Annotated in this window: 18 protein-coding genes and 1 tRNA gene; 14 read left to right on the top strand and 5 right to left on the bottom strand. The window is 46.7% G+C overall.

Going from position 1 to position 25,250, the window contains the following annotated elements; translation table 11 throughout:
* The first annotated feature begins 34 nt into the window (after positions 1-34).
* From MHH86_RS24855 to MHH86_RS24845, 3 genes are all read left to right on the top strand, one after another.
* Entirely contained in the window at positions 35-1,726 is a 1,692-nt protein-coding gene (locus MHH86_RS24855; RefSeq protein ID WP_340892792.1) for an alpha-glucosidase, read from the top strand.
* 151 nt (positions 1,727-1,877) lie between these two features.
* A complete protein-coding gene (locus tag MHH86_RS24850) occupies positions 1,878-2,612 on the top strand; it encodes a class I SAM-dependent methyltransferase (protein ID WP_036679547.1) in 735 nt (244 codons plus the stop codon).
* Between the two features lie 38 nt (positions 2,613-2,650).
* Positions 2,651-3,661, top strand: a complete 1,011-nt coding sequence (locus MHH86_RS24845) for an MBL fold metallo-hydrolase (protein ID WP_342479472.1) — start codon at positions 2,651-2,653, stop codon at positions 3,659-3,661.
* 1,548 nt (positions 3,662-5,209) lie between these two features.
* On the opposite strand, the gene MHH86_RS24840 is transcribed toward MHH86_RS24845, so the two are convergent.
* A complete protein-coding gene (locus MHH86_RS24840; RefSeq protein WP_036686950.1) occupies positions 5,210-5,818 on the bottom strand; it encodes a phosphatidylglycerophosphatase A in 609 nt (202 codons plus the stop codon).
* 269 nt (positions 5,819-6,087) lie between these two features.
* Here MHH86_RS24840 and MHH86_RS24835 point away from each other — a divergent pair, with 269 nt between their 5' ends.
* The 3 genes from MHH86_RS24835 to MHH86_RS24825 all read left to right on the top strand — a co-directional run bounded on the left by MHH86_RS24835 (position 6,088) and on the right by MHH86_RS24825 (position 8,801).
* Positions 6,088-7,221 (top strand): GerMN domain-containing protein, encoded by a 1,134-nt coding sequence (locus MHH86_RS24835; RefSeq protein ID WP_170914313.1) that lies wholly within the window; start codon positions 6,088-6,090, stop codon positions 7,219-7,221.
* A gap of 163 nt (positions 7,222-7,384) precedes the next feature.
* Entirely contained in the window at positions 7,385-8,143 is a 759-nt protein-coding gene (rph, locus tag MHH86_RS24830) for a ribonuclease PH (protein ID WP_036686952.1), read from the top strand.
* 1 nt (position 8,144) lies between these two features.
* Positions 8,145-8,801: an XTP/dITP diphosphatase gene (locus tag MHH86_RS24825; protein ID WP_038573081.1), complete on the top strand. Its 657-nt coding sequence runs from the start codon at positions 8,145-8,147 to the stop codon at positions 8,799-8,801.
* A gap of 394 nt (positions 8,802-9,195) precedes the next feature.
* On the opposite strand, the gene MHH86_RS24820 is transcribed toward MHH86_RS24825, so the two are convergent.
* Together MHH86_RS24820 and MHH86_RS24815 are read right to left on the bottom strand one after the other, a co-directional pair.
* Complete coding sequence (locus tag MHH86_RS24820; protein ID WP_342479471.1) at positions 9,196-11,592, bottom strand: glycosyl hydrolase family 18 protein; 2,397 nt, start codon at positions 11,590-11,592, stop codon at positions 9,196-9,198.
* A gap of 62 nt (positions 11,593-11,654) precedes the next feature.
* Entirely contained in the window at positions 11,655-13,598 is a 1,944-nt protein-coding gene (locus MHH86_RS24815) for a glycosyl hydrolase family 18 protein (protein WP_342479470.1), read from the bottom strand.
* Positions 13,599-14,110: 512 nt separating this feature from the next.
* Between MHH86_RS24815 and MHH86_RS24810 the strand changes: the two genes are divergently transcribed.
* The 4 genes from MHH86_RS24810 (at position 14,111) to MHH86_RS24795 (ending at position 17,120) form a co-directional block, all read left to right on the top strand.
* A complete protein-coding gene (locus MHH86_RS24810) occupies positions 14,111-14,635 on the top strand; it encodes an NfeD family protein (RefSeq protein WP_256718601.1) in 525 nt (174 codons plus the stop codon).
* Positions 14,635-15,570, top strand: coding sequence for an SPFH domain-containing protein (locus tag MHH86_RS24805; RefSeq protein WP_076129203.1), 936 nt, complete (start codon positions 14,635-14,637; stop codon positions 15,568-15,570). The genes MHH86_RS24810 and MHH86_RS24805 overlap by 1 nt, the downstream gene beginning before the upstream one ends.
* A gap of 102 nt (positions 15,571-15,672) precedes the next feature.
* On the top strand, positions 15,673-16,128 hold the full coding sequence (locus MHH86_RS24800) for a cupin domain-containing protein (RefSeq protein WP_036686965.1): 456 nt from the start codon (positions 15,673-15,675) through the stop codon (positions 16,126-16,128).
* Between the two features lie 155 nt (positions 16,129-16,283).
* Positions 16,284-17,120, top strand: a complete 837-nt coding sequence (locus MHH86_RS24795; RefSeq protein ID WP_342479469.1) for an aldo/keto reductase — start codon at positions 16,284-16,286, stop codon at positions 17,118-17,120.
* A gap of 113 nt (positions 17,121-17,233) precedes the next feature.
* On the opposite strand, the gene asnB is transcribed toward MHH86_RS24795, so the two are convergent.
* Positions 17,234-19,078, bottom strand: a complete 1,845-nt coding sequence (asnB, locus tag MHH86_RS24790) for an asparagine synthase (glutamine-hydrolyzing) (protein ID WP_342479468.1) — start codon at positions 19,076-19,078, stop codon at positions 17,234-17,236.
* A 144-nt stretch (positions 19,079-19,222) separates the two neighbouring features.
* Here asnB and MHH86_RS24785 point away from each other — a divergent pair, with 144 nt between their 5' ends.
* Both MHH86_RS24785 and MHH86_RS24780 read left to right on the top strand, forming a co-directional pair.
* Positions 19,223-19,579: a hypothetical protein gene (locus MHH86_RS24785; RefSeq protein ID WP_036686975.1), complete on the top strand. Its 357-nt coding sequence runs from the start codon at positions 19,223-19,225 to the stop codon at positions 19,577-19,579.
* 209 nt (positions 19,580-19,788) lie between these two features.
* Positions 19,789-19,862, top strand: a tRNA-Arg gene (locus MHH86_RS24780).
* Between the two features lie 2,214 nt (positions 19,863-22,076).
* Here the strand turns inward: MHH86_RS24780 and MHH86_RS24775 are convergent.
* Complete coding sequence (locus tag MHH86_RS24775; protein WP_340900997.1) at positions 22,077-22,985, bottom strand: serine hydrolase; 909 nt, start codon at positions 22,983-22,985, stop codon at positions 22,077-22,079.
* Positions 22,986-23,428: 443 nt separating this feature from the next.
* Here MHH86_RS24775 and MHH86_RS24770 point away from each other — a divergent pair, with 443 nt between their 5' ends.
* Positions 23,429-24,442, top strand: coding sequence for a LacI family DNA-binding transcriptional regulator (locus MHH86_RS24770; RefSeq protein WP_038573079.1), 1,014 nt, complete (start codon positions 23,429-23,431; stop codon positions 24,440-24,442).
* Positions 24,443-24,466: 24 nt separating this feature from the next.
* Positions 24,467-25,216 carry an alpha/beta hydrolase family protein gene (locus MHH86_RS24765; RefSeq protein ID WP_076101013.1) on the top strand — a complete coding sequence of 250 codons (750 nt, stop codon included), beginning with the start codon at positions 24,467-24,469 and terminating at the stop codon, positions 25,214-25,216.
* Positions 25,217-25,250 lie beyond the last annotated feature (34 nt).

Raw genomic sequence — 25,250 nt, 5'->3', positions numbered from 1 at the left:
CTCTACATATAGCTAAATAGGAGGTAACCGAGAAATGAACCCGAAATGGTGGAAAGAAAGTGTCGTGTACCAAATTTATCCGATTAGCTTCATGGATAGTAACGGAGATGGGATTGGAGACTTGCAAGGAATCATATCCAGACTGGATTATTTGCAGGATTTAGGTGTAGACGTGATTTGGGTCTGCCCTATTTATAAATCGCCAAACCATGATAACGGTTATGATATCAGTGATTACTGTGACATTATGAAGGAATTTGGCACGATGGATGATTTTGACCATTTGCTGAGGGAGATGCACTCACGTGGGATGAAGCTGATGATGGATTTGGTTCTGAACCATACGTCACATGAGCACCCATGGTTTGTTGAATCCAGATCGTCGAAGGATAATCCGAAACGGGACTACTATATTTGGCGAAAAGGAAAAAATGGAGGTCCCCCGAATAACTGGGAGTCTTATTTCAGTGGCTCGGTGTGGGAGCTTGATCCGCGGACCGATGAATATTACCTTCACCTCTATTCCAAATATCAGCCTGATCTGAACTGGGAGAATCCGGTGGTCATTGATAAGCTGCATGAGATGGTGGAATGGTGGCTGAAGAAGGGTGTGGACGGATTTCGCTTTGATGCCATTGCACATATCGTGAAGACGAAAGGTTACCCGGATGCGGATAATCCAGGTGGAACACCTACCGTACGGGCTTATGGAATGTTCTCCAATCTGGCAGATGTGCATACCCTGCTACAGAATTTATATGATAAAGTGCTTTATTTCTACGATATTATGACGGTAGGAGAGACCTCAGGACTTGGACCGGAGCAGGCGCTAGATTACGTAGGTGATGGTCGCCGGGAGCTGAATATGACTTTTCAGTTTGAGCATATGTTTCTGGATGCCGCTTCGGCAGGTAGTGGAAAATGGGATGTCGTCCCATGGAGTCTACTGGAGCTGAAAAAGATTATGAGTAATTGGCAGACGGTTCTGCATGACAAAGGCTGGAATGCGAATTATCTCTGCAACCATGACCAGCCGCGCGCAGTGTCCCGGTTTGGGAACGACCTTTTTTACCGGATTCCTTCGGCTAAAATGCTGGCGACCTTCATTCACATGCTGGAAGGCACACCTTATATTTATCAAGGCGAAGAAATTGGAATGACGAATGTCTGTTTCGAATCCATTGATGATTACCGGGATGTAGAGACGCTTAATTATTATGAAGAAAAGCGAAAAAACGGCGTTCCAGAAGAGCAGATTATGTCTGCCATTCATCATAAAAGCCGGGATAATGCCCGCACCCCGATGCAGTGGGACGATGGTCACGCAGGTGGTTTTACGACGGGGACACCTTGGATTGAAGTGAATTCCAACTATATGGAAATCAACGCTGGCAACGCGATTAAAGATCCCGATTCCATCTACAACTACCATAAACAGCTGATTGCCCTGAGAAAAAAACATAAAGTCATCGTTTATGGAGCCTACGAGCTGTTGCTTGCAGAGCATACAGAGATATATGCGTATACCCGGACATTGGAAGATCAGCGGCTGCTGGTTATTCTGAATTTTTATGCTGGAGAGCCTGTATTCGAATGGCCAGCAGAGTTCCAACCAGAAAATATAGAGCTGTTAATTTCTAATTATTCCGTGGAGAAAGATGAGCAGATCCAACCGCTTAAACTTCGACCTTATGAAGCACGAGTATATTTGCAGCAGCTTGTGTAAAGGAAGCTGTAGGAATGAGTTGTCATGAAGGGGCTGAACGCTCACTGTGACAACTCTTCTTTGAGTTTGTGAGTAAAAGACTGTACAATGGCGATACATTAACATACATAGAGTGGAGTTACAGGAAGACGCCTGTGGGAGGAGAGACAACATGACTGAATGGTATGAAAAGAGCTTCGGAGAGGATTATCTGGTCGTATACAAACATCGAGACTTTGGTGGAGCTCGTAAAGAAGTTGAACGAATGATCTCGTGGCTGGGACTACCGCCAGGCTCCAAAGTGCTGGATTTATGTTGTGGGATGGGACGTCATTCACTGGCGCTTGCGGAAGCAGGGTACGAGGTAACTGGAGTGGACTTATCAGAGGTATTGCTGCGTGAGGCAAGATCTCAAACAGGAGCGGAGCAGCTAACTTGGCTGCGTTCTGACATGCGTGACCTACCGTTAACTGGAGGTTTCGATGCTGTGGTTAATCTATTCACTTCCTTTGGTTATTTTGAAGAGGATGAGGAGCAGGTAAAGGTTTTGCGTGAAATCTATCGGATGTTGAAGCCGGGTGGCAAGTTTGTTATTGATTATCTGAATCCTGCGTATGTGATTCGTCATCTGGTGCCGCATTCTACCCGCGAGGATGGAAAAAATCTGATTGATGAGTCGCGGCGGATCGAGGATGGGTACGTGAAGAAGGACATCATTTTAACCTCTAAAAATGATTCTACACCTCGCCAATATCATGAACGTGTGAAGCTGTATTCCTTGGAGAAATTCAGCGGGATGATCGAGGAAGCGGGTTTACAGCTCGAAGCTGTGCATGGCAGCTATGAAGATGAGGTTTATAATGCAGAAAGCTCCACGCGGATGATTTTTAGTGGAATTCGATCGTAATGGTATCAGGAAAAAGATTCAAAGGCGGTGATCGCACCATGTCTAAGGCGGATATCACTTCATGGGACGAGAACATTCTTCAGGTCTCGGTGCCCATGGACTCGCCGCTTCGTCAAGTGAACAGCTATATTCTGCCCGATGAGGATGGCAGAATTACTATTATTGATCCCGGTCCGCGTAGCCCGGAGACAGAAAAATGCTGGCAGGCGATCCTGCAGGAGCTGGGATTGTCGTGGAAGGACGTGCGGGATATCGTCGTAACACATCATCATCCCGATCATTATGGATTGGCGGGATGGTTGCAGTTACAGACCGGATGTAAGGTATGGATGACTGAACGTGCTCATGCCGAAGCGATGTTGATGTGGGGCAGTGACACGGATATCAATGAAGTTTTGCCGTTATATTTCATTGGACACGGAATGTCGGAAGAATGGTCGAGTGGAATAAAAACGCATTTGGAGAGCTTTGACGCTCAAGTGGAGCCGCAGCCGGTTGTAACTTATCTGAATGAGGTAGAGCCTTTCGGGATGGGGGGCCGTGAATGGCAATTGATTGTAACTGGCGGACATGCACCGGGACATGTGAGCTTTTATCATGCGGACAGCGGGCAAATGATCTGCGGCGATGCTGTGCTGCCGCAGATTTCGCCCAATGTCAGCCTGCTTCCAGGCAGCGATCCACAGCCGCTGCAGACGTTTCTTCAGGGGCTGCGGGAGCTGGGCAGCTATCCGGTCAGCATGGCGTTCCCGGGCCATCGGGAACCGTTCACGGGCTTCACGCACCGGGTCAGCAGCCTGCTCGCTCATCATGAGGAGCGGCTGGATACCACGGCAGCCTTGCTCGCAAACGGCCCGCTGAGCGGCTTCGCAGTCTGCGAAATTCTGTTTCGCAGCCGGGTAACCACCGTTCACCAGATGCGCTTTGCGATGAGTGAGACACTGGCGCATTTAGAGGAGCTGATGCGCCGGGAGCGGGCTGTGATGATAGAGGCGGACGGTGCTATATTGTTTGCAGCATCTGAAAGTGCTGGAGACCATGTTAGTTAGAGTTTCTAGCGGGCTCGAAGAGTGATGAATGATGAGTGATGAGTGATGAATGATGATTGATGAAATGAATTGAGATGTGAAGGTTATGATCGAGTAGAGGTACAGAGCAGTCCTGTGTTATTGGGACTGCTCTTTTTTTGGGTTTTGGTTTTAGTGACTAAGGAGAGAGTATAATTCGGTGCTATTTATATGAATATTGAGCTCCTCAGTCCGATCGCATACCAAACTAATCTTTGATTACATACTCATGCGTTAGGCTGATCATTTGGACTAACATTTGATTACTTTGCTTACGCGTTACACAGGTCATTCGGACTCAGATGCCACTATTCGTGGGTTTTGGGGCTTTTGAGGTTAGTATCGGACCGGGGAGGCGTTATTGCTAGTGCAGAGGGGAGTTATTGGTCATTTTTGAGTGAATAGCGACTCTGGAGTCCGAAAGTGACTAAATCAAGGGTGTTTTATGGAAATAGTGTCACCTGAGTCCGAACGCATTACCAAACTAACATTTGATTACTTAACTCATGCGTCAGGCTGAACATTCGGACTAACATTTGATTACTTTACTTATGCGTCACACAGATCATTCGGACATAGATGCAGCTATTCGTGGATTTTGGGACTTTTGAGGTTAGTATCGGACCGGGGAGGCGTTATTGCTAGTGCAGAGGGGAGTTATTGGTCATTTTTGAGTGAATAGCGACTCTGGAGTCCGAAAGTGACTAAATTAAGGGTGTTTTATGGAAATAGTGTCACCTGAGTCCGATCGCATTACCAACTAATGTTTGATTACTTTACTTATACGTCACACAGATCATTCGGACTCAGATGCCGCTATTCGTGGGTAGAAACACATCTTGTCGAGTAACTAAGTATTGGTATTGACTAATTGGGGAATTCCTCCCTGTTTTTTGAGGATTGTTGAGGTGTAGAGCGGATATTAGGGAATTTCTCCCTAATATTCTACGAATGTAGCTATAAATTAAGGTTTTCGTAGAGTTATTAGGGAAGAATTCCCTAATACCTTAGGTTTTGAACGATTTTCGGTATTTTTTAGGGAGTTTTTCCCTAAAACGGTCCCACAGATCATTCGGACTCAGATGCCGCTATTCGTGGGTAGAAACACATCTTGTCGAGTAACTAAGTATTGGTATTGACTAATTGGGGAATTCCTCCCTGTTTTTTGAGGATTGTTGAGGTGTAGAGCGGATATTAGGGAATTTCTCCCTAATATTCTACGAATGTAGCTATAAATTAAGGTTTTCGTAGAGTTATTAGGGAAGAATTCCCTAATACCTTAGGTTTTGAACGATTTTCGGTATTTTTTAGGGAGTTTTTCCCTAAAACGGTCCCAAGCCAAGCCAACCCAACCCAAGCCAACCCAAGCCAACCCAACCCAAGCCAAGCCAAGCCAACCCAACCCAACCCAACCCAACCCAACCCAACCCAACCCAACCCAACCCAACCTCAAAAAAGCGATTGTCTCATAACCCGCAAGGGTTACGAAACAATCGCTTTTTAATTCTCAGAGTGTACCCAAAACACCGGTTACTCCGGTTGTTTTTCATGTTCTGCAAGTTTCCTTGCAGCTTCTTCGCGATCCTCAGGTGAATGCGGAAGTTCGAGGTCTATCTCACGCTCCGCTTGCTTACGGTGTGCGATTCGGCTACTAGCTGCAGCGGCTACAGCTCCGACGATATCGTCGAGAAAGGTGTGGATCTGCCCGGTGTTTTTGTCGTTCAACCGTTCAAGAACGCCTGGCTTAAGCTTGTCCACATAACCATAGTTGGTGAAGCCAATGCTGCCGTATACATTTACGATGGAGAAAGCCAGAATCTCATCCACTCCGTATAATCCCTCATCATTTTCGATCATATCCTGAAGCGGCGGAAACAACTTCCCCTCCTCCGCGAGCATGTCCAATTGAATGCCCGTAAGTACTGCATTTTGCACTTCCCGTTTGCTGAGTACCATCTCAACGTTATGGACACATTCTTCCATTGTTAAGTTTGGATAATATTTTTTTTGCAGAAACATAACGAGCTCTGCGATTTCCTGCAGGTTCACTCCACGCTTATTCAACCACACTTTGGTCGCATCTGCGACTGCCTTGCTGTTCAGACTGTAAGGTATTTTTGCGATTGGTTCATCAGCCATGATTAGTCACCTCGTAAGTTAAGTCTTTGCATTACAACGTTCGTTAGCATGATGTTAAGCGCTGGTGTTATCTCAGATTGTACGTTTAGAAGAAGTATTTGTCCAGAAAGCGTAGTCTATGTGAATTAAAATCTAGATCCAACCCAACCTGAAAATAAAGTACACAGGCTTTTCCAACAATTTAGGATAAGCAGTTGTTATTTTTTGGACAAAGGTCTCGTATACATAGCAGTACAAATGCTATCTAACCTTGAAAGGGGTAATAAATGATGAAAACAATGCAACAAATCCGCGGGATTTCCGCGGTCTGCCTACTCGCAGTTCCACTGGCACTGTCCGGTTGTGGCTTGTTCGGTTCGGAATCAGCATCGATTGATGCTCCGCCACCTGAGGTTGAAGCGCAGATGCTACAGACAGAGGGAAATAACACTTTGGATTCAGGTGTATTTGGTCCAGTGGCTCAGGATGATGCACAAACAGCTGTTAAGGACAGCACCAAAACCGCTAAAGCAACGGATAAAACAACGGCTTCCGGTGACCGGACGACCGTATATTTGGAAGATGGAAACGGCTTACTCGCTCCAGTGTCGCTAAATCTGCCAAAAAGCAAAGATTCCAGCACGCTCAAGAACTCTTTAATGGCATTAGTGAATAAGGGAGAATATGCGTCCTCATTGCCAGAAGGCTTCCAAGGCATTCTACCAGCTGGAACTGAGGTGCAAAGCATTACGGTAGACAAGTCGAATCTGGCAGTTGTTGAGTTCAATTCGGAATTTAACAACTACGATGCTGCGGATGAACGCAAAATCCTTGAAGCGATCACTTGGACGCTGACCGGTCAAGATGACATTAAAGGTGTACAGTTCTGGGTAGATGGTAAAAAGCTTACGGAAATGCCGCTTCAAGGTACTCCGCTGGATCGCCCGCTGTCCCGCACAATGGGCATTAACCTGCCTAAACAAGGTCCATCTTTGATGAACTCTAGTGCGGTTACTGTTTATTTTTCCACAACATCTCCTGACGGTATCCAATATTATGTTCCGGTTACGCGCTTTGTACCCGCAGGGCAAGAACAGCTGACTGCTGCTATCAATGAACTGATTGCGGGACCTGAATCCGGAGACGGTCTGGAAATGGTTATGACACAGGGCACATCACTTGATTCGGTTGAAGCCGGACAAAACGGTGTTGTTACTGTATCCTTGACTGACGATATGTTCGCAGATGGGAAGGAAGTTCCTGCCGAATTGCTGGAATCGGTTGTTCTGACTGTTGCGCAAAATACGGAAGATGCTCTGGTTCAAATTCGTTTGAACGGCAAACAATCGATTACTGACACTGACAATGTGGATTATAGCAAACCTGTTTCTGCACCTGAATTTTTGAACGAGCTCCCGTTATAGAATGACCTTCTAAGGTTTAAAAGATGCTTTTGTGCCTCCTCTTTGGTAGAATAAAAGTTGCTCAAAAAGACGTAACGTCCCGAACGGTGTACTGCCGCAATGAACAACAGGGAAACGGGACTCACACTAAACTATTAGCTATACGATGTAGGAGGCAGAAAAGATGAGATCAAACGGGCGAACTGACGACCAATTACGGCCGCTGACAATAACGACCCAAACGAATAAATATGCTGAGGGCTCCGTGATCATTGAGATGGGAGACACCAAAGTCATTTGTACGGCTACTGTAGAGGAAAAAGTGCCTCCGTTTCTTAAAGGACAAGGAAAAGGCTGGGTAACTGCCGAATATTCGATGCTTCCACGGGCCACCCAGTCCCGTAATCAACGTGAAGCTGCACGCGGTAAACTTACCGGACGTACAATGGAAATCCAACGGCTGATCGGCCGTGCGCTTCGCTCCGTGGTGAATTTACAAGCGTTAGGTGAACGCAGCATTACGCTGGATTGTGATGTGATTCAGGCGGATGGGGGAACTCGGACGGCTTCGATAACAGGCGCTTTTGTTGCCATGGCATTTGCTATTAATAAAATTGCACTACAGCACAAGCTGGCTGTTTTTCCTATAACAGACTTTTTGGGAGCAATTAGTGTAGGTGTTGTAGGGGATAAAACACTGCTCGATCTGAATTATGAAGAGGATTCCAAAGCCAAAGTGGATATGAATGTAGTCATGACCGGCGGCGGTGCTTTTGTTGAGGTACAAGGAACTGGCGAAGAAAGACCATTCTCGCGTCAAGAGCTGGATCTTTTATTGGGTCTAGGTGAGAAAGGGATTTATGAACTGATTGCCGCACAAAAAGAAGCGCTCGGAGCGATTGCTCTGAAAATCCCTTCCGGCCAGCCGGGCCAAGAGGTGTAACATGAATTCCACGGGCAATATTCTCATTGTCGCTACGAAGAATAAGGGGAAGGTGCGCGAATTCGAGCACGCTTTTGCCCCGCTGGGCCTGACAGTTAAGAGTATGTATGACTATCCGCATCTGCCCGATGTGGTAGAAGACGGAGCTACTTTTGCAGAAAACGCATTTAAAAAATCCAAAGCCGTAGGTGACGCACTTGGAATTCCGGTACTCGCTGATGATTCGGGTCTTTGTGTAGATGCTTTGGATGGCAGACCTGGTGTGTACTCTGCACGTTTTGCAGGTGAAGATGCTACGGATGGGGAAAATAACCTAAAGCTGCTTAGCGAGCTAGAGAGATTGAAACAGGGGGAAGACACAGATCAGCCTTTGCTGAGCACGGCTAGGTTCGTCTGTACTTTATCGCTGTACGATCCAGTTTCCAAGCAGGAGCTAACCGCAGAAGGTGCGGTCGAAGGTTGGATTACTTCAGAACCATCAGGTGCCGGTGGTTTCGGTTACGACCCGCTATTCTACCTGTCGGAACATGAAAAAACTATGGCCGAGCTTACGCTGGAAGAGAAGCAGCAGATCAGCCATCGAGGAACTGCACTGCGACTGCTGACGGCGAAGCTGGAGAAGAAACTGGCGGCTGAAGGCGGCCTATCGCCGGAATAGAGTTTTTTATAAAAGTGGGGGTGTCCAAAAGCCGCGAAATGGCTGCTGGGCGCCCCCGTTTTTTATACCTTCCCTTTGAACTAAGCCTCAAACTTCGTTCGATTCTAACACATTTACCCGTATGAAGCTGCCACCCGGACACAGCTGACCTTTAAACGTAGCTATTTCCGATAATTGAGATTCTACTGGACCCCAAAGTCGCTATGGGCACGAAAAACACCCCAAAAGAAGCATTTCATAAGGAATAGCAGCACTGGAGTCCGAAACATAGCTCCAAAGGCTTGAAATTTGTAAATAACGTCAACTGGGTCCTTAACGTAAGCCCCAGAGAATGAGTATGACTCTGCACTAATAATGGGATGTTCTCCTTGTTGGAATCAAAGAGATTACCGGATTATATCAGCTTCCAAAGAGCAGGTGTGGAAGCTGGCTCCCACCCCTGAAGTGAAGTGTGAGGCTGCAAGCAGGTATACGTTTTTCCACTGTAGGCAACGACATCACCTACTTTATAAGCAACTCCTGTTACCCAGCTAGACCCTCCCGAAGTAGGTGTAGCAGTCGGTAATGGAGTTTGCGTGGGTGTTACGGTTGCTGTAGGCGTCGGTGCCACCGTTGGTGTCAAAGTCGGTGTTACCGTTGGAGTTACAGTTGCCGTTGGTGTAGACGTTGCTGTTCCACACACGCTGATGTATTTCCAGACACCCTCCGGTCCGCTAAGATCGGGACGATCTCCCTGTGTCCACCACTTGGCTTCATAGAGTGAACCGTTGTAGGAAACGCGTTGTCCGCCAGTATATGCGGTTGCCGCATTCCAGGTCGCTGCCGAGCATTGTCCCGGCGTAGGAGTAGGTGTTGGCGCTACAGTTGGCGTTGGCGTCACGGTTGCGGTCGGAGTCGGTGTTGCCGTTGGTGTAGCCGTTGGTGTTGGTGTAGTCGTAGGAGTCGGTGTTGGTGTCGGTGATGCAGACGGTGTTGGTGTTGGCGTAATGCCTCCGTACAGTTTATCGTATTCCTGTTGGGACGAGTTTCCGTTCAGGGTGATTCGCTGTGGACCGCCTGAAAAATTCAGCTTCATCATACCCGGAATTTCAAGTGAAGCTCCATTCGCAATAGTTTGAGTAGCTGTGCCTGTAATACGGTAGCGGTTGAAATCCCAGGCCGTGGAGATTTGCTCAACGCTACCGGCTCCCCATGCCGAGGTTAGGGTTGTAGTTGTTGGCAGGTCGAATTCCAGCTTCCAGCCACCGGAAATATCTGTGCCGGTATTGTTCGTTATTTTTAATGAATAGGTATAGTTCGGATGATCATAGGCGCCGCTGAAGCTGAGGTTGAAGTTTTTAGGTTCAGGCAACTGCGGCTTAGGAGCTCCGCCCGGCGGCGAGGCTGTCTTCAGCTGATCATAGGCAAAATCGGTCAGAGAATTGCCGTACGTATAAGTGCCATCGCTCTGCTCAGAGTAATCGCCCGTTAATTCCCAGAACATCATGCCTCCCAAGCCTTTTTGTTTAATGTAATCCAGCTTGTAGCCTAGAGATTCCTTATCTTCATACGTAAGAAAAACCTTCTTGTCTGCGTTGAACAAGTACGGTGTTTTGGTAACAGGATCGAAGTAACGTTTATTCGCTGGATCTTTGAGCAGATTTAGCACATGCCAGATCGGATTTGCACCAGCAGGCTGCTCTGGTGCGGGATCATTCCAGATGCCGTATTGGCCATCTGCTCCCCCACCGGTTGTCGGAGCTGTGCCGTAAAAGCCGGTATTGTTGATGCCTCCATTCACATTTTTCCAGCCTCGTGAATAATAAGGAACTCCGATCACGATTTTTTCCGGAGGAAGCGTACCGAGATAGTATCGGACCGCCCAGTCGGTATTCAGAACCGGAGTACCCAGCGCAGCAGTTTCAGTATCGCGGGAATCCGGGTACAGTGCAGAATGCGGCCCTACATAACCATTCCACGCACCATGGAAATCATAGGTCATAAGGTTCGCCCAGTCTAAATACTGATTGGCTTCCCCAAGCTTCATGCCCCCAAGAATCCAGGAAGAGGCGGTGGCCGCAATAGTCAGGTCATATTTCTGATTGTCTTGTGAACCTGCCAGATCGAGCTTTTCGCGAAGTTTTTTCATAAGAAGAACGTAGTTGTTGTAATTAACTGTACGCAGCGGTTCTGCCACGGCAAAATCGTTAGGATTACCGGACTGCCCAGTGCCAGAAGGGTACTCCCAATCGATGTCCACTCCGTTGAACTGATAGGTACGCAGAAAATCCACAACACTATTGGCAAAAGCTTCTCGCCCGGCTTCCGAATTCGCCATGTTGAAGAATCCTCCGGAACCCGACCAGCCGCCAACAGAAATCAGGGTGCGTACATCAGGATAGAGCTGTTTGTACTTGATCAGTTGGTTAAAATGCCCCTTAAAAGGCAGGGTAGTCAGCTGACCGGGATAGTCTTTTTCGATTGCAGCTGTACGGTCCATGAGATCAATCTTGTTCGTTTGAGGATTTACCTTGGCGAAGGCGTAGTTAATATGGGTAATTTTATCCCACGGAATTTTGTCTACGGTGTAAAATCCTTTGTTCTCCTGATCGCCCCACTCTGGGAAGTAAGCAACGATTTTGCGAGGATGGTCAGCTGCTGGAGCGGGAGCGGAAGGTGTTGTTTCCGTTGCATGGGCCACTGGTAAGGATGCACCTGTCCCGGTGTAAAGTGGAACCAGAACGATTAGGCTCATTAGCGCAGCAAGGTAACTTATGGATATTTTGCGCTTAGCACGTGCTTTTGCAATCATATTTAATATACCTCCAAGGGGGGGGATAATGTTATTTAGGGAACGCTGCTTCCTGCATGACTTTAATTGAGCTTCCAAAGAGCAGGTGTGGTGGCTGGCTCCCAGCCCTGAAGTGAAGTGTGGGGCTGCAAGCAGGTATATGTTTTTCCGTTGTAGGCGACGACATCACCTGTTTTGTACGCAACGCCTGTTCCCCAGCTAGACCCTTCCGAAGTAGGTGTAGCGGTAGGCAAAGGAGTTGGCGTAGGTGCAACGGTTGCAGTTGGCGTTGGCGCGACAGTAGGCGTAGGTGCAACGGTTGCGGTAGGCGTTGGTACTACCGTAGGTGTTAAAGTTGGGACCACAGTTGCAGTTGGCGTTGGTGTCGCTGTTCCGCATACGCTGATGAATTTCCAGACCCCATCAGGTCCGCTAAGATCAGGACGATCCCCTTGCGTCCACCACTTGGCTTCATAGACTGAGCCATTGTAGGAGACACGCTGTCCGCCAGTGTATACGGTTGTTGCACCCCAGGCCGCTGCCGAACATTGTCCCGGTGTAGGCGTTGGGGTTGGCGTCACGGTTGCAGTTGGCGTTGGCGTTGCTGTTGCCGTAGGAGTTGGAGTTGCCGTAGGTGTTGGTGATGTGGATGGTGTCGGTGTCGGCTGCACCACTCCGCCACCAAGATCGGCGTTTAGTTTGTTGGTTAATGTTTTGTTCCGGTCACCACTTGTTTCCCAGAACATGACACCTGCAAGACCCTTGGACTTCAGGTAGCTGATCTTGTGGCCAAAGGATTCTACGTCGTCATAGCTGATAAAGCTTTGATTTGTTGGATTATAGAGATAAGGCACTTTGGATGTATCATTCCAATAGCGGGTATAGCCGTTTTTGTTGATATAATTAGCTTCGAGATCATAGAAATCATAGCTGCCTTTTTCCCATGTTCCTGTTGGTGAGATGCCAGCGGATACCTGATATTGGCCGTTTCCTGAAGCCGGAGCTCCGCCCCAACCACGACCGTAAAAAGCCATGCCAAGTACAAGCTTGTTCGCAGGTACACCATTCGCAAGATAGGAGGTTACCGCTTTATCGATGTTAAAATTTTGCGGTTCGGTTAAGCCCGAAGCGGAAGCTGCGGGATCATAGTACAACGGAGCATTATGTCCGGTGGTGGTGTTCCAGCTCCCATTAAAGTCATAGGTCATAATATTGATCCAGTCGACAACGGAAGCAATGCCGGCCAGGTTATTGTTGTTGATATACGTTGGGCCTGCCCCGGAAGCAATGGTCAGCAGATAGGTTTTTCCATCCGCCGCGCCGGCTGCATTTAGCTTTTCGCGAACTTTTTGCAGCAGCAGTACATAGTTTTCTTTATCTTCAGGACGGTAGCTATTGCCTGCGAGTCCACCACTTACTGGATATTCCCAGTCGAGATCCACGCCGTCCATCTTGTATTTTCGAATAAAATCAACCGCGGAATTGGCAAAAACCTCACGGGTCGCAGCTGTCGCAGCTACATCCGAGAAACGGTTCGACCAGGTCCAGCCCCCAACGGAGATTAGGGTCTTCAGGTTCGGGTTCTTTTCCTTCAGCTTCCATAGCTGCTTCAGGTTACCTTTGATGGGATCATCCCATTTGTCATCCCCGAAGCTTTTTCCAGTGTCAATCCAAGGGTCACCAAGAACAATCGTACCGTTCGGAACGCTGATGGCTTGGCCTTGTTCATTCTGGCAAGACCAGGTCACCGGATTAGGGCCAGTGGGGTCGGGATTGCCATGAATGCCATTCCAACAAATATCCGCAAAAGCGTAGTTAATGACATTCATTTTGGTAGGATCGATATCTGTTACATTGTAAGCACGCCCGTAAGCGGCCCATGAAGCGTAATAACCAACCAGTTTGTAATCCTGTGCGGCGTTGGCTGTTTTGGGACTGCCACCCAGGGTGGAAAAGAGTGTCAGAACAAGCGCGGCGATCATCGCAATTGCAAAGGTTTTGCGTGAAGCTTTTTTCGTGAAGATCATTGAATTTCTACCTCCTAGATTCAAAGTGTAGTTCGAAATTCTTTTCGGCAAGATGTCCTGACCTTCACCTCCCGTCGGTTGTAGTGCACCATCACCCTTGGCGTCCCTATCATTCTATTGAAGTTCAATTCGTAGATTCAGCAGCAAAAAAGCAGCGGTCCAAATCAAGCCTTACCCAATCAGTAAGCGCTTTCTTTTATGCTTTTTGTGTGCTGCTGTTTCATTGATTTTAAAAGATGTAACATGCTGTGTATGGTTTGAATGAATAGAGGAGGATGTTTGGAAGTTGGATAATTAGGATGAATTAGATATAAATGGGTGATGGTAACTCTTATTCTCAAGCATAGCTTGCAATTGCGCTAGGGATAAAATCAGGTGATATAGGGGGAGAATTTTCTAATTTATAGTGACTCGTCAAAAAGTGAACCCTTTTGGATTTGTATACTCGCCTTTTATCAAGAAACTCATGAAGAAACACATAACCACCGATGTAATGAATATAAATTATATACATGCCTGAAATATTTTTTTATGGAACTATGCAACGCATCGATGTTTCTTTTCGTTATAGTAGTATCATACGGAAGGTGGTGGGCTCACCGATGGTTGTGTGGGTGTTTTGGCTGATCGCAGCCGGTGTCCTGTTTGTTGTAGAGATGATGACGCTTACTTTTTATTTATTGTGGCTTAGTATTGGTGCTTTGGCCGCAGGTTTGGTGTCGCTGATTGTTCCCGAAGCCATTTTGTTTCAGGTGGTCCTTGGATCACTGGTCGCACTTGGTCTGACTATATTCTCGAAACCACTGGTTTCTAGATTTCGCCATTCACGTGGGTTCAAGGATACAGGTACAGAAATCATCGGTAGGCAAGGAGTAGTTGTTGAGCCGATAGAGCAGGGACGTTACGGGCAAGTGAAGGTAGGCGGAGATACGTGGAGCGCGACCTCTGAACAGTCTCTGGGCAAGGATGAGGTTGTAAGAGTAGTGAAAAGAGGCACGACGATTATCGAAGTAGAACGATGGGGGGAAATGAACTAATGCAATGGGCAATTATCGCAATTATTATTGTAGTGGTCGTAGTTTTTGTGGCATTAACAGTCAAAATCGTACCACAGCAGCGGGTAGGCGTAGTGGAAAGGCTCGGTAAATTTAATCGTCTGCTGACACCGGGGCTGAACATTCTGATTCCTGTAATTGATCAGGTGCGCACCTACCATGATTTACGGATTCAACAAGCAAATGTACCTCCGCAAACGGTAATTACAAAGGATAACGTGCAGGTGCAGATTGATACGATTATTTTCTACCAGGTGGTTGGACCAGAGGAAGCTACTTATGGTATTTCTGATTATGTTTATGGGGTAAGAAACATTTCGACGGCAACGATGCGGCAAATCATCGGTAAGCTGGAATTGGATGAGACCTTGTCTGGACGGGAAAAGATTTCGACGGATATCCGTCTTGCTCTCGATGAAGCTACTGAGAAGTGGGGCGTACGGATCGAGCGTGTGGAAGTTATCGATATCAAACCGCCGTTGGATATTCAGGAAGCGATGGATAAGCAGATGAAAGCAGAGCGGAGCAAACGTGCCATTGTTTTGGAAGCGGAAGCTGCCAAGCAGGATATGATCCTACGCGCTGAAGGGGATAAACAGAGTAAGATTCTAAAAGCAGAAGGCGATAAAGAAGCGCGTATCCGTCAAGCAGAGGGTTCACGCCAGGCGCAGGAACTGGAAGCACACGGTGAGGCTAAAGCGATTCAAGCCGTGGCAGAAGCAGAAAAATCACGCATTGAGCTGATTCGTTCGGCAGGTCTGGATGAGCATGTACTGGCTTATCGTTCCTTCGAGGCTCTGGCTGAGATTGCCAAAGGCCCTGCTAATAAAGTGTTCTTGCCAACTAGCGCTGTTGAAACGCTGGGAAGTCTTGGAGCGATTGCGGAAGTCTTCAAAGCGAGCAAGGACAGTAAATAGATTTTACAATTCGAGCTTATTCCGTTAAAGTAAAAAGCAAAAACAACCTTATGCATAAGAAGCTATTGTTGTTCATGCTAACTTTGAAGGAGAGAAGCTACTGTGACGCAAAAAGAAATTTCACCGCTAGTTGAACTGCTTGGATTACAGCCTCACGTTGAGGGTGGTTGGTACAAAAGACTTTGGAATTCGGAATTTGAAATTTCGCAGGAAGTGTTAGGCGATAGCTATTCTGGATCACGTCATTCGGCATCTTCAATTTATTTTTTACTTCACGAAGGCGAACAATCTGATTGGCATACTGTATTGTCCGATGAAGTTTGGTTGTGGCATTCCGGTAGTCCAATCGTGCTTAGTCTCGGAGGTAATGGAGATAAGCCTGAGGATGTGCAGGAAGTTATTCTGGGTCTCGATATTGCTGCAGGCCAGCAGCCACAAGTGGTTGTTCCAGCGGGAGTATGGCAGGCCGCGCGTTCGTTAGGCAAAGAGCCGACGCTGGTATCCTGTATTGTTTCTCCTGAATTCCATTTTGATGATTTCAAACTAATTGAGAAATAAAGAAGAGCGGGGGCGCTTACGCCTCCGTTTTTTTGTAAGGATTTGGGGAATGATGAAGCCATCTGCTATACTTTTTATGGTAGCGTTTGCTTCTTAAGTGGGTAAAAAGGTTAAGTATGTTTAACGAAATAACAATAAGCTTGGAGGGTTAAGTGATGAGTGAATTGAATGCACCGTTCTCGGGTGGTCCTACTTTAAATGATGGGGTGACCATGCCGTGGCTGGGTCTTGGCGTGTATAAGACTAAAGATGGCGAAGAGGTTATTCATGCGGTCAAAACCGCAGTGGAATTAGGATATCGAAGTATTGATACGGCAGCCGGATACAATAACGAAGAAGGCGTAGGACAAGCTATTCGTGATTGTGGAGTGGCCCGGGATGAGCTGTTTATTACGACTAAAGTACGAAATCCTGATCAAGGTTATGAGTCTACGCTAAAAGCGTTCGAGGATAGCCGGCGCAAGCTAGGTCTGGACTATCTAGATCTGTATCTCATACACTGGCCGGTGGCAGGAAAATATCGTGAGACATGGAAGGCCTTAATTCATCTGCAAAAAGAGGGCCTCATCAAATCTATCGGCGTGAGCAATTTTCAGGTTCATCATCTGAAAGATATCATCGAGGATACCGGAGTGGTACCAGTGGTGAATCAGGTGGAATTCCATCCGCTGTTGACTCAGCGTGAGCTGCTGAAATATGCCAATGAACAGAGCATTCAGCTTGAAGCATGGAGTCCATTAATGCAAGGGAATCTTGATCTACCGCTCTTAAACGAGCTGGCTGAGAAGTATGGCAAGACCCCTGCTCAAATTGTACTTCGCTGGGATTTGCAGCAAGGTGTCATTACGATACCTAAATCCGTACATGCGGATCGAATCAAGGAGAATGCGGGATTCTTTGACTTTACGCTTAGTGATGAGGATGTCAAAGCTATCGAGGGCTTGAACAAAGACCATCGATTTGGCCCGGACCCGGACAACTTTAACCTTTAAGGATCGTTCAGATAAGATCGTAGAGTAATTATTGCAAATACAAGCCAAACAGCAAGTCCCCGTATCCGGTGACTTGCTGTTTGGCTTGTCGATTATCTCAGTTCTCTACGCGCTTATTGGATGGAGATGTTATATTTAAGCAGCCAGAGATCCACTTGGGCGAGGTAAGCAAACAGCTGAGGACCGGACATGAGCTGGCCGAACCAAGGCAGATTGGTTGAGGATTCCGGGGAAGCGGCGATCTCACGGATTTTGGCAGCATCAATTAACGGAAGCAGGGGTGAAGTGGAGTCATCCAGAATGTTTAATACCTGAGTTCGTACCGCATTTAAATAGGCAGGATTATGAGTTTTGGGGTAAGGGCTTTTTTTGCGGTAGAGCACATCGTCTGGAAGAATGCCTTCAAGAGATTTACGTAAAATCCCTTTTTCACGGCCCCCCAGATTTTTGATTTCCCACGGAATATTAAATACATATTGAACGAGTCGGTGATCACAATAAGGAACACGTACCTCTAGCCCTGCGCCCATGCTCATTCGGTCTTTACGGTCTAGCAGAGTAGGCATAAAGCGGGTGATATTCAGATAGGACATTACGCGCATTTGTGCTTGTTTTCCCGTTTCTCCATCCAACTTCGGAACTTCAGCCACCGCATCACTATATCTGTCACCCAAATATTCCAGTGGACGAATCCACTGGTTAATTTCTGGGGAAAGTAGACTTGCACGCATTTTCGGAGCAACTGACCAAGGAAAAGTGCCTGAGGAGAGCATTTCCTCACGGTGGAACCAAGGGTATCCGCCAAAAATCTCATCCGCAGCTTCACCGGAAATAGCTACTGTCGCGTTCTTTTTAATCTCCCGGCAAAATAAGTACAAAGAAGAGTCTACATCGGTCATCCCTGGTAAATCCCTAGTGTACAAAGCATTATCCAGCGCTTCTACAAGCTCCGGGGTATCGAACGAGATGTAGTGGTGGTTTGTATTCAATTCATCGACCATTCGTTTAATCCACGGCCCATCTGCTCCCGGCTGGAAAATATGACTTTTGAAATGTTTGTCGTTATCTACATAGTCTACGGAATAAGTATCCACTTGTCCCTGACCATTCCGGTTGTAGTAATCCACTGCAAGTGCCGTCAGCGCACTGGAATCCAGCCCTCCCGACAAAAGAGAGCAAACAGGGACGTCTGAGACCAGTTGGCGTTCGAGTGTATCTTGGAGCAGTTCACGCACCTTAGCGGCTGTCTCTGCTTCATTGTCAGTATGCTTTGCGCTCTCCAGCTTCCAATAGGCATAACTGCGCAGACCTTCACGGCTATAGATCATAGCATGACCTGGACGAAGCTCTTGCATATCCTTATAAACACCATGACCCGGTGTACGCGCTGGACCGATGATGAAGATTTCTGCGAGACCTTCAGGACCCACAATTGGTTGTACCTTAGGATGCTGCAGCAACGCTTTAGGCTCTGAGCCAAAAACTAGCACATCATCAACCTTGCTATAGAACAGGGGTTTCACACCTAAACGGTCACGTGCAAAAAAGACTTGGTCGCGAAGACCGTCCCATACTGCAAAAGCAAAGATTCCATTGAGCTTCTCTGCGCAATCCGGGCCCCATTCGATATAGGAATGCAGCAGCACCTCTGTATCGCACTGGGTGCGGAATTGATGCCCTCGCTGCTTAAGTTCTTGTTTGAGTTCGAGGGCGTTATATAATTCGCCGTTGTAAACAATCGCGTATACCTGTTCCTCATGGCGGGTGATCATGGGCTGGGCACCGTTCTCCGGATCGATAACGCTAAGTCTGCGGTGACCGAAAGCACAGGGGCCTGAGATCCAGGTTCCGGCTGCATCGGGGCCGCGGTTTGCTAAAGTTTCAGTCATTTTGACCAGCAGCTGCGAGTGCTGAGTGAGATCTCCGCGCCACTGGATAAATCCGGTTATTCCGCACATGATGGTTCATCCTCTCTTTTGTGCGATTGTTGTCCTTACTTTTTTGCCAAGTAATACAGATATATGCCGAAGGAAGGCATAAAATGTATGTCCTTATCCGAACACTAGGGGAGAGGGGAATTTGCCAGGAGGGAAGGATGACAGGTGTATTATATTAAAGACGCCAAAATTCGCAGAATGATGGAGTACGATGGTGCGCCTTGTGCAGAAGTGGGTGTTTTGCCGGGTGCTGTTAGTGATCCTGCGCTTTTGGTGTATATCGTTGAGGATCGGCGTGAAGAAGGATATGAGATTGTCCGTATTCTGACTAATGATGCTGATACCTCTACCGATTGGTTTGATAACAATATGCATGACGCTTTTCAAGATGTGACCTCGAGTGCATTTACAGGCAGCAACTTCATGTCGCCAGAAGATGAGCATTCCAAGTTTCAAAGAGAATTACTCACTTTTGGGGATTTGAAAAAGCAGCTGGAGAAGCGTTTTCGAAAGCTGGAGTAAATAACGAAGGCTTGTAAAGTGTACACTGGAATCGCTGAAAAGGACGGCAGAAATGCCGTTCTTTTCATTTCCTGTGGTTACGCTGACGTGTGAAAAAACCACACCGAAAACTCTTTTATTATTTTTCTAAGTTGTTTTGACTTGAAAAATCCGCTGAATAAGGTATAATAAATATCGTTGCGTCAATACATAGTATTTATTTCTTATATGTCCCGGTAGCTCAGCTGGATAGAGCATGCGCCTTCTAAGCGCACGGTCAGGGGTTCGAATCCCTTCCGGGACGTCAATTAACAGCCTTCCTTCGGGAAGGCTGTTTTTGCGTGCGCGAGTTTTAGTTCGAGGTCACACACGGGGTACTTTTGTCTTCCTTCTTGATCTAAATGTTGAAATTCGAGTCATCGTTGAACATTAAACTTCGAACGACTAGATCACATTTGCACATACGCAGCAGCTATCGGACTCAGAGGACCTTAAATACTGAAAAGTATGGGATTTTCGATGTTATCGGACTCCATTATCGCTATTGGTATCAAACGTGCCCCAAAAGAGCCGCTTTCTCAGGAATAGCTGCACTGGAGTCCGAAACGTTGTTCAAAAGGCGATAAATGAGCAAATAAGGTCATCTGAGTCCGCGAGCCTCCTCAGCAACAGAAAGTGCTGGTTACTGGTGTGTTGAGTTATTTGTAGGCGGTGGAGAATTACGGTTTGAGCATCGATTGGTGTGAACGCTTGGGCGTGTTTAGCTACTAATCATCGTTGAACATCAAACTTCGAACATCTAGACCACATTTGTACATTACGTAGCAGCTATCGGACCCAGATGACCTTAAATGCTGAAAAGTGTGGGATTTTCGATGTTATCGGACTCCATTATCGCTATTGGTATCAAACGTGCCCCAAAAGAGCCGCTTTCTCAGGAATAGCTGCACTGGAGTCCGAAACGTTGTTCAAAAGACGATAAATGAGCAAATAAGGTCATCTGAGTCCGCAAGCTTCCTCAGCCTCAGAAAGTAAATGGTTACTTGGTGTGATGAGTTACTTATTTTGCACATATGCAGCAGCTATCGGACCCAGAGGACCTTAAATGCAGAAAAGTGCGGAATTTTCGATGTTATCGGACTCCATCGTCGCTATTGGTATCAAACGTGCCCCAAAAGAGCCGCTTTCTCAGGAATAGCTGCACTGGAGTCCGAAACGTTGCTCAAAAGGCGATAAATGAGCAAATAAGGTCATCTGAGTCCGCGAGCCTCCTCGGTCTGAGTAATGCTGGTTACTTGGTGTTGTGCATCTATTGTTGTTGACTGCATGGCGAGTTTGATGGTGGGGACTTACGGTTTGAGCATCGATTGGTGTGAACGCTTGGGCGTGTTTAGCTACTAATCATCGTTGAACATCAAACTTCGAACATCTAGACCATATTTGCACATACGCAGTAGCTATCGGACCCAGATGACCTTAAATGCTGAAAAGTGCCACATTTGCGATGTTATCGGACTCCATCGTCGCTATTGGTGCCAAACGTGTCCCAAAAGAGCCGCTTTCTCAGGAATAGCTGCACTGGAGTCCGAAACGTTGCTCAAAAGGCGATAAATGAGCAAATAAGGTCATCTGAGTCCGCGAGCCTCCTCGGTCTGAGTAATGCTGGTTACTTGGTGTGTTGAGCTACTTATTTGTGTACATACGCACCAGCTATCGGACCCAGAGGACCTTAAATGCTGAAAATTAAGGGATTTTCGATGTTATCGGATTCCATCGTCGCTATTGATGCCAAAGGTGCCCCAAAAGAGCTGTTTTCTCAGGAATAGCTGCAGTGGAGTCCGAAATGTTGCTCAAAAGGCGAAAAATGAAAAAATAACGTCATCTGAGTCCGCGAGCCTCCTCCTCAGTTTGAGTAATGCTGGTTACTTGGTGTTGTGCATCTATTGGTGTTGACTGCATGGCGTGTTTGGCGGTGGGGACTTAGGGTTTAAACGGTTTGAGCATCGATTGGTGTGAACGCTTGTGCGTGTTTATCTTCTTATCATCGTTGAGATCAAACTTCGAGCCTCTAGACCGCATTTGCACATACGCAGCAGCTATCGGACCCAGATGACCTTAAATGCTGAAAAGTGCCACATTTGCGATGTTATCGGACTCCATAGTCGCTGTTGGTGCCAAACGTTCCCCAAAAGAGCTGCTTTCTCAGGAATAGCTGCACTGGTGTCCGAAAGGTTGCTCATAAGACGATAAAAGAGTAAATAACGTCACCTGAGTCCGCAAGCGTCCTCAGTCTCGGAAAGTGCTGGTTACTTGGTGTGTTGAGTTACTTATAGGTTTTGGGCACTTACGGTGTTGGGCACTTACGGTGTTGGGCACTTACGGTGTTGGGCGCTTACGGTGTTCAGCACTTATCGTCGTCGAGCACCAAACTCCGCGAGCCTCCTCAATCGCTAATCGCCGAAGAATGTAAATTACCCATTATGCGCACGCTAACCTCAAGCCATAAAAAAGACCGCTCCTAAAGAAGCGGCCAGATTTCCTCCCAGACGGTGTCCAGGATTCCCTGCATGTTATCTTCCATGCTGTTAATTGCAATGACTGCTTGAGCGTCCGGCACCACAAGACAGAATTGTCCATGAGCGCCATCGGCACGGTAAGCGTCGTGGGAGCAGAGCCAGAATTGGCAGCCGTATCCTTCTCCCCAGTCGCCGATTCCATCATTGTCGATCTGTTTTTGTGTAACAAAATCGATCCATGCTGCGGGGATCAGTTGCTGGCCCTGCCACTTTCCTTGCTGTAAAAGCAGCTGTCCAAACCGGCTTAACTCTTCCGTGTTAATCTGAAGTCCGGCACAGCCAAGGGTGATCCCTTGAGGCGTTGTTTCCCAATCGACATTGTTTATGCCCAGAGGTGCAAACAAACGAGGTACCAGATAATCCTTTACGGTTTGCCCGACGCGGGCTTGCACCATTGCAGAGATCATAATGGTATCTCCGCTGCTGTATGTAAATTTCTCTCCGGGAGCTCTGTCTAAAGTCAGAGATAAATAATGCTGCACCCAATTTTTATCCTTCAAGGCTAATCTCTCTTCAGCCCAAAATGGAGGGGAGTCGTGCCCTGTACTCATTCGCAGCAAATCGAACAAAGTTATATCTCCGGGCTGCATGGAAGGAGGTGTTTGTTTAAGAGGAGAGGCATACTCCGGAAAAACATCTTTAAGCGTTGTTTCCAGTGTCAGCTTCCCTTCATCAATGGCAAGACCTACTGCCATAGAAGTAAAAGACTTGCTGACGGAATGCTGCAAGCGCCGAATATCCTCCGTGAGATCCAGTTTTCCCACAAGGTTTCCGTTTTGAAGCACACGAACATTGAAGATATTCAGGTTTCGTTCACGAGCCTTAGCTGCGAATTGAGCCATGTTCAACATAAAAAGAGTCCTTCTTTCTCTTGATATTCCTAGCTAGGATAGCGAAGTGACAAAAAGAAAAACCAGAAAAATGAGTGGAAACGTTTTCTGTTATTGCGATGAAAATCGCTAAATTGATGGTATTCCATTCTTATTTTAAAGTCAATAAAGCAAGGAGAACTATTGTGTGATATATAAATACCGATTATTTCTAATTTCTGGATTGAGTAACTATAGACTTATTGTAATTTTAACCAAATAAAAAGTGATGAATCACAATTTTTTTGTGTTTTTAGTTGACTTATAAAAATTACCTGTTCATAATGGACGAAGTAAGCGGAAAAAACACGCTAAGGACTCAAAATGATGTCGTGGGAAACGTTTCCCATCATTTCATGCGTTTCCACAACCTGATTTTCATCGGGTGAAGGGGGGACTCATCATAGGAGTGGAGCAAGGTAAATATGAATATCAAAGATATTGCAAGGCTATCAGGCGTGGGTATTGCCACAGTCTCCAGAGTAATCAATAATAGCGGTGTTGTAAGCGATACAACTAGAGCTAAAGTAATGGCGGTTGTTAGAGAACATAACTATATTCCAAATGGTAATGCGAGCAACTTGAAAAAGACGCGATCTAATACCATAGCGCTAATGGTAAAAGGGATCTCAAACCCGTTTTTTGCAGACATGATCAAGGAAGTTGAACGCCAGGTGAACCTGCGGGGATGTCCGCTTATGATCCAGCATGTAGAAGATGGAGTAGATGAGATCGATATCGCTCTACAGCTTGTAAAAGAAAAAAATCTATATGGCGTAATTTTTATGGGCGGAACGTATGATCATTCCGAAGATAAATTCAAACAATTAAAAGTTCCATTTGTTCTGACTACCATCACGACTACAAAAGAAGTCGATCCTGCTGTTTTTTCAAGCGTGATCATTGATGATCTTCAGGAATCTTATAAGGCTGTCAGCTATTTAATCTCATTAGGACATCGCAATATCTGCTTTTTGGCCAGATTTCCTCTGGTACAAAATACGACAGGCAACCGGCGGCTTATGGGATATATCAAAGCGCTTGAGGAGCATGGAATTGAGTACGACCCTTCAATGGTAGAGGATTGTGAATATAGTCCCAGCTCTGGCTTTACAGCTACCAAACGTCTGCTCAATAAGAAAAAAGATATCACTGCTGTTTTTGCTGCATCAGATACGATTGCCATTGGGGCTGCTAAGGCGTTATTGTCTTTGGGCTTATCAATTCCAAATGATGTTTCGATTATCGGATTCGACGGGATTGAAATGGCAGAATATTATCATCCATCTCTGGATACGATCAGCCAACCCGGAGTGGATATGGCGAAGGCCAGTGTTGAAATTTTGTTTGACCTGATCACAGGTGATTCGCAAAACAAACATATGGTATTCGAATCCGTACTGGTTAAGCGGGGATCTTGCAAGAAAATAAACAAATGAATAAGAACGAAAAGGAGATAACTCATGGCATTATTAACAGTTGAGACAGGCTCTCCTACCTTGAGAATGACAACGACCATCAGTATTATCTCCCCCGTCGATTCAGGCAACATGTCTGGAGGAACGCTCTACCTGCTGCATGGTGCTGGTGATAACGCCAGTACTTGGCACAGGATGACTACTATTGAGCAGTATGCAAGTCAATATGGTTGTACAGTCATAATGCCGCAAGTAAACAGGAGCTATTATACAGACATGGAGTACGGACTGGATTACTTCCACTATGTGACCCATGAGCTTCCCGAGCTTTGTGGTCGAATGATGAGGTTGGATGATAATCCGCAGAAGACGTATATCGCTGGTTTATCGATGGGCGGGTATGGCGCTCTGAAATGTGCACTTACCTATCCCGAGCGTTACAGCAAAGTGGTTTCGTTATCAGGAGTTACCGATCTCCAGAAACGATTAAACGATCCGCAAATGTCCAAGGACATGGCGAGGGAGATGGCGGGTACTTTTGGAAAACGCTTACAAATTAAGCCGGATCAGGATCTGTACGCTTTAGCCGCTAAATTGGTCGACGATAAACGTAACCTGCCTTCGATTCTGACTTGCTGTGGTTCGGAAGATCCGTTTGTGGAGATGAATCGGGAATTCGCAGCTCACCTGGAGACGACCCCTTATGAATTTCAGTATGTTGAGACCCCTGGAACTCATGAATGGCGATTCTGGGAGGAGCATCTGAAGACAACCTTTGATTTCTTGTACAACTAAAAGACATAAGCAGAGTGAGGAGATGCAAATTGAA

Origin of the sequence: Paenibacillus sp. FSL F4-0097 (assembly GCF_038593125.1) — a bacterium.
Lineage (GTDB): Bacteria > Bacillota > Bacilli > Paenibacillales > Paenibacillaceae > Paenibacillus_AQ > Paenibacillus_AQ odorifer.
Note: the sequence above shows the minus strand (reverse complement) of the source record. Positions and strands in the feature narration are given on the sequence as shown.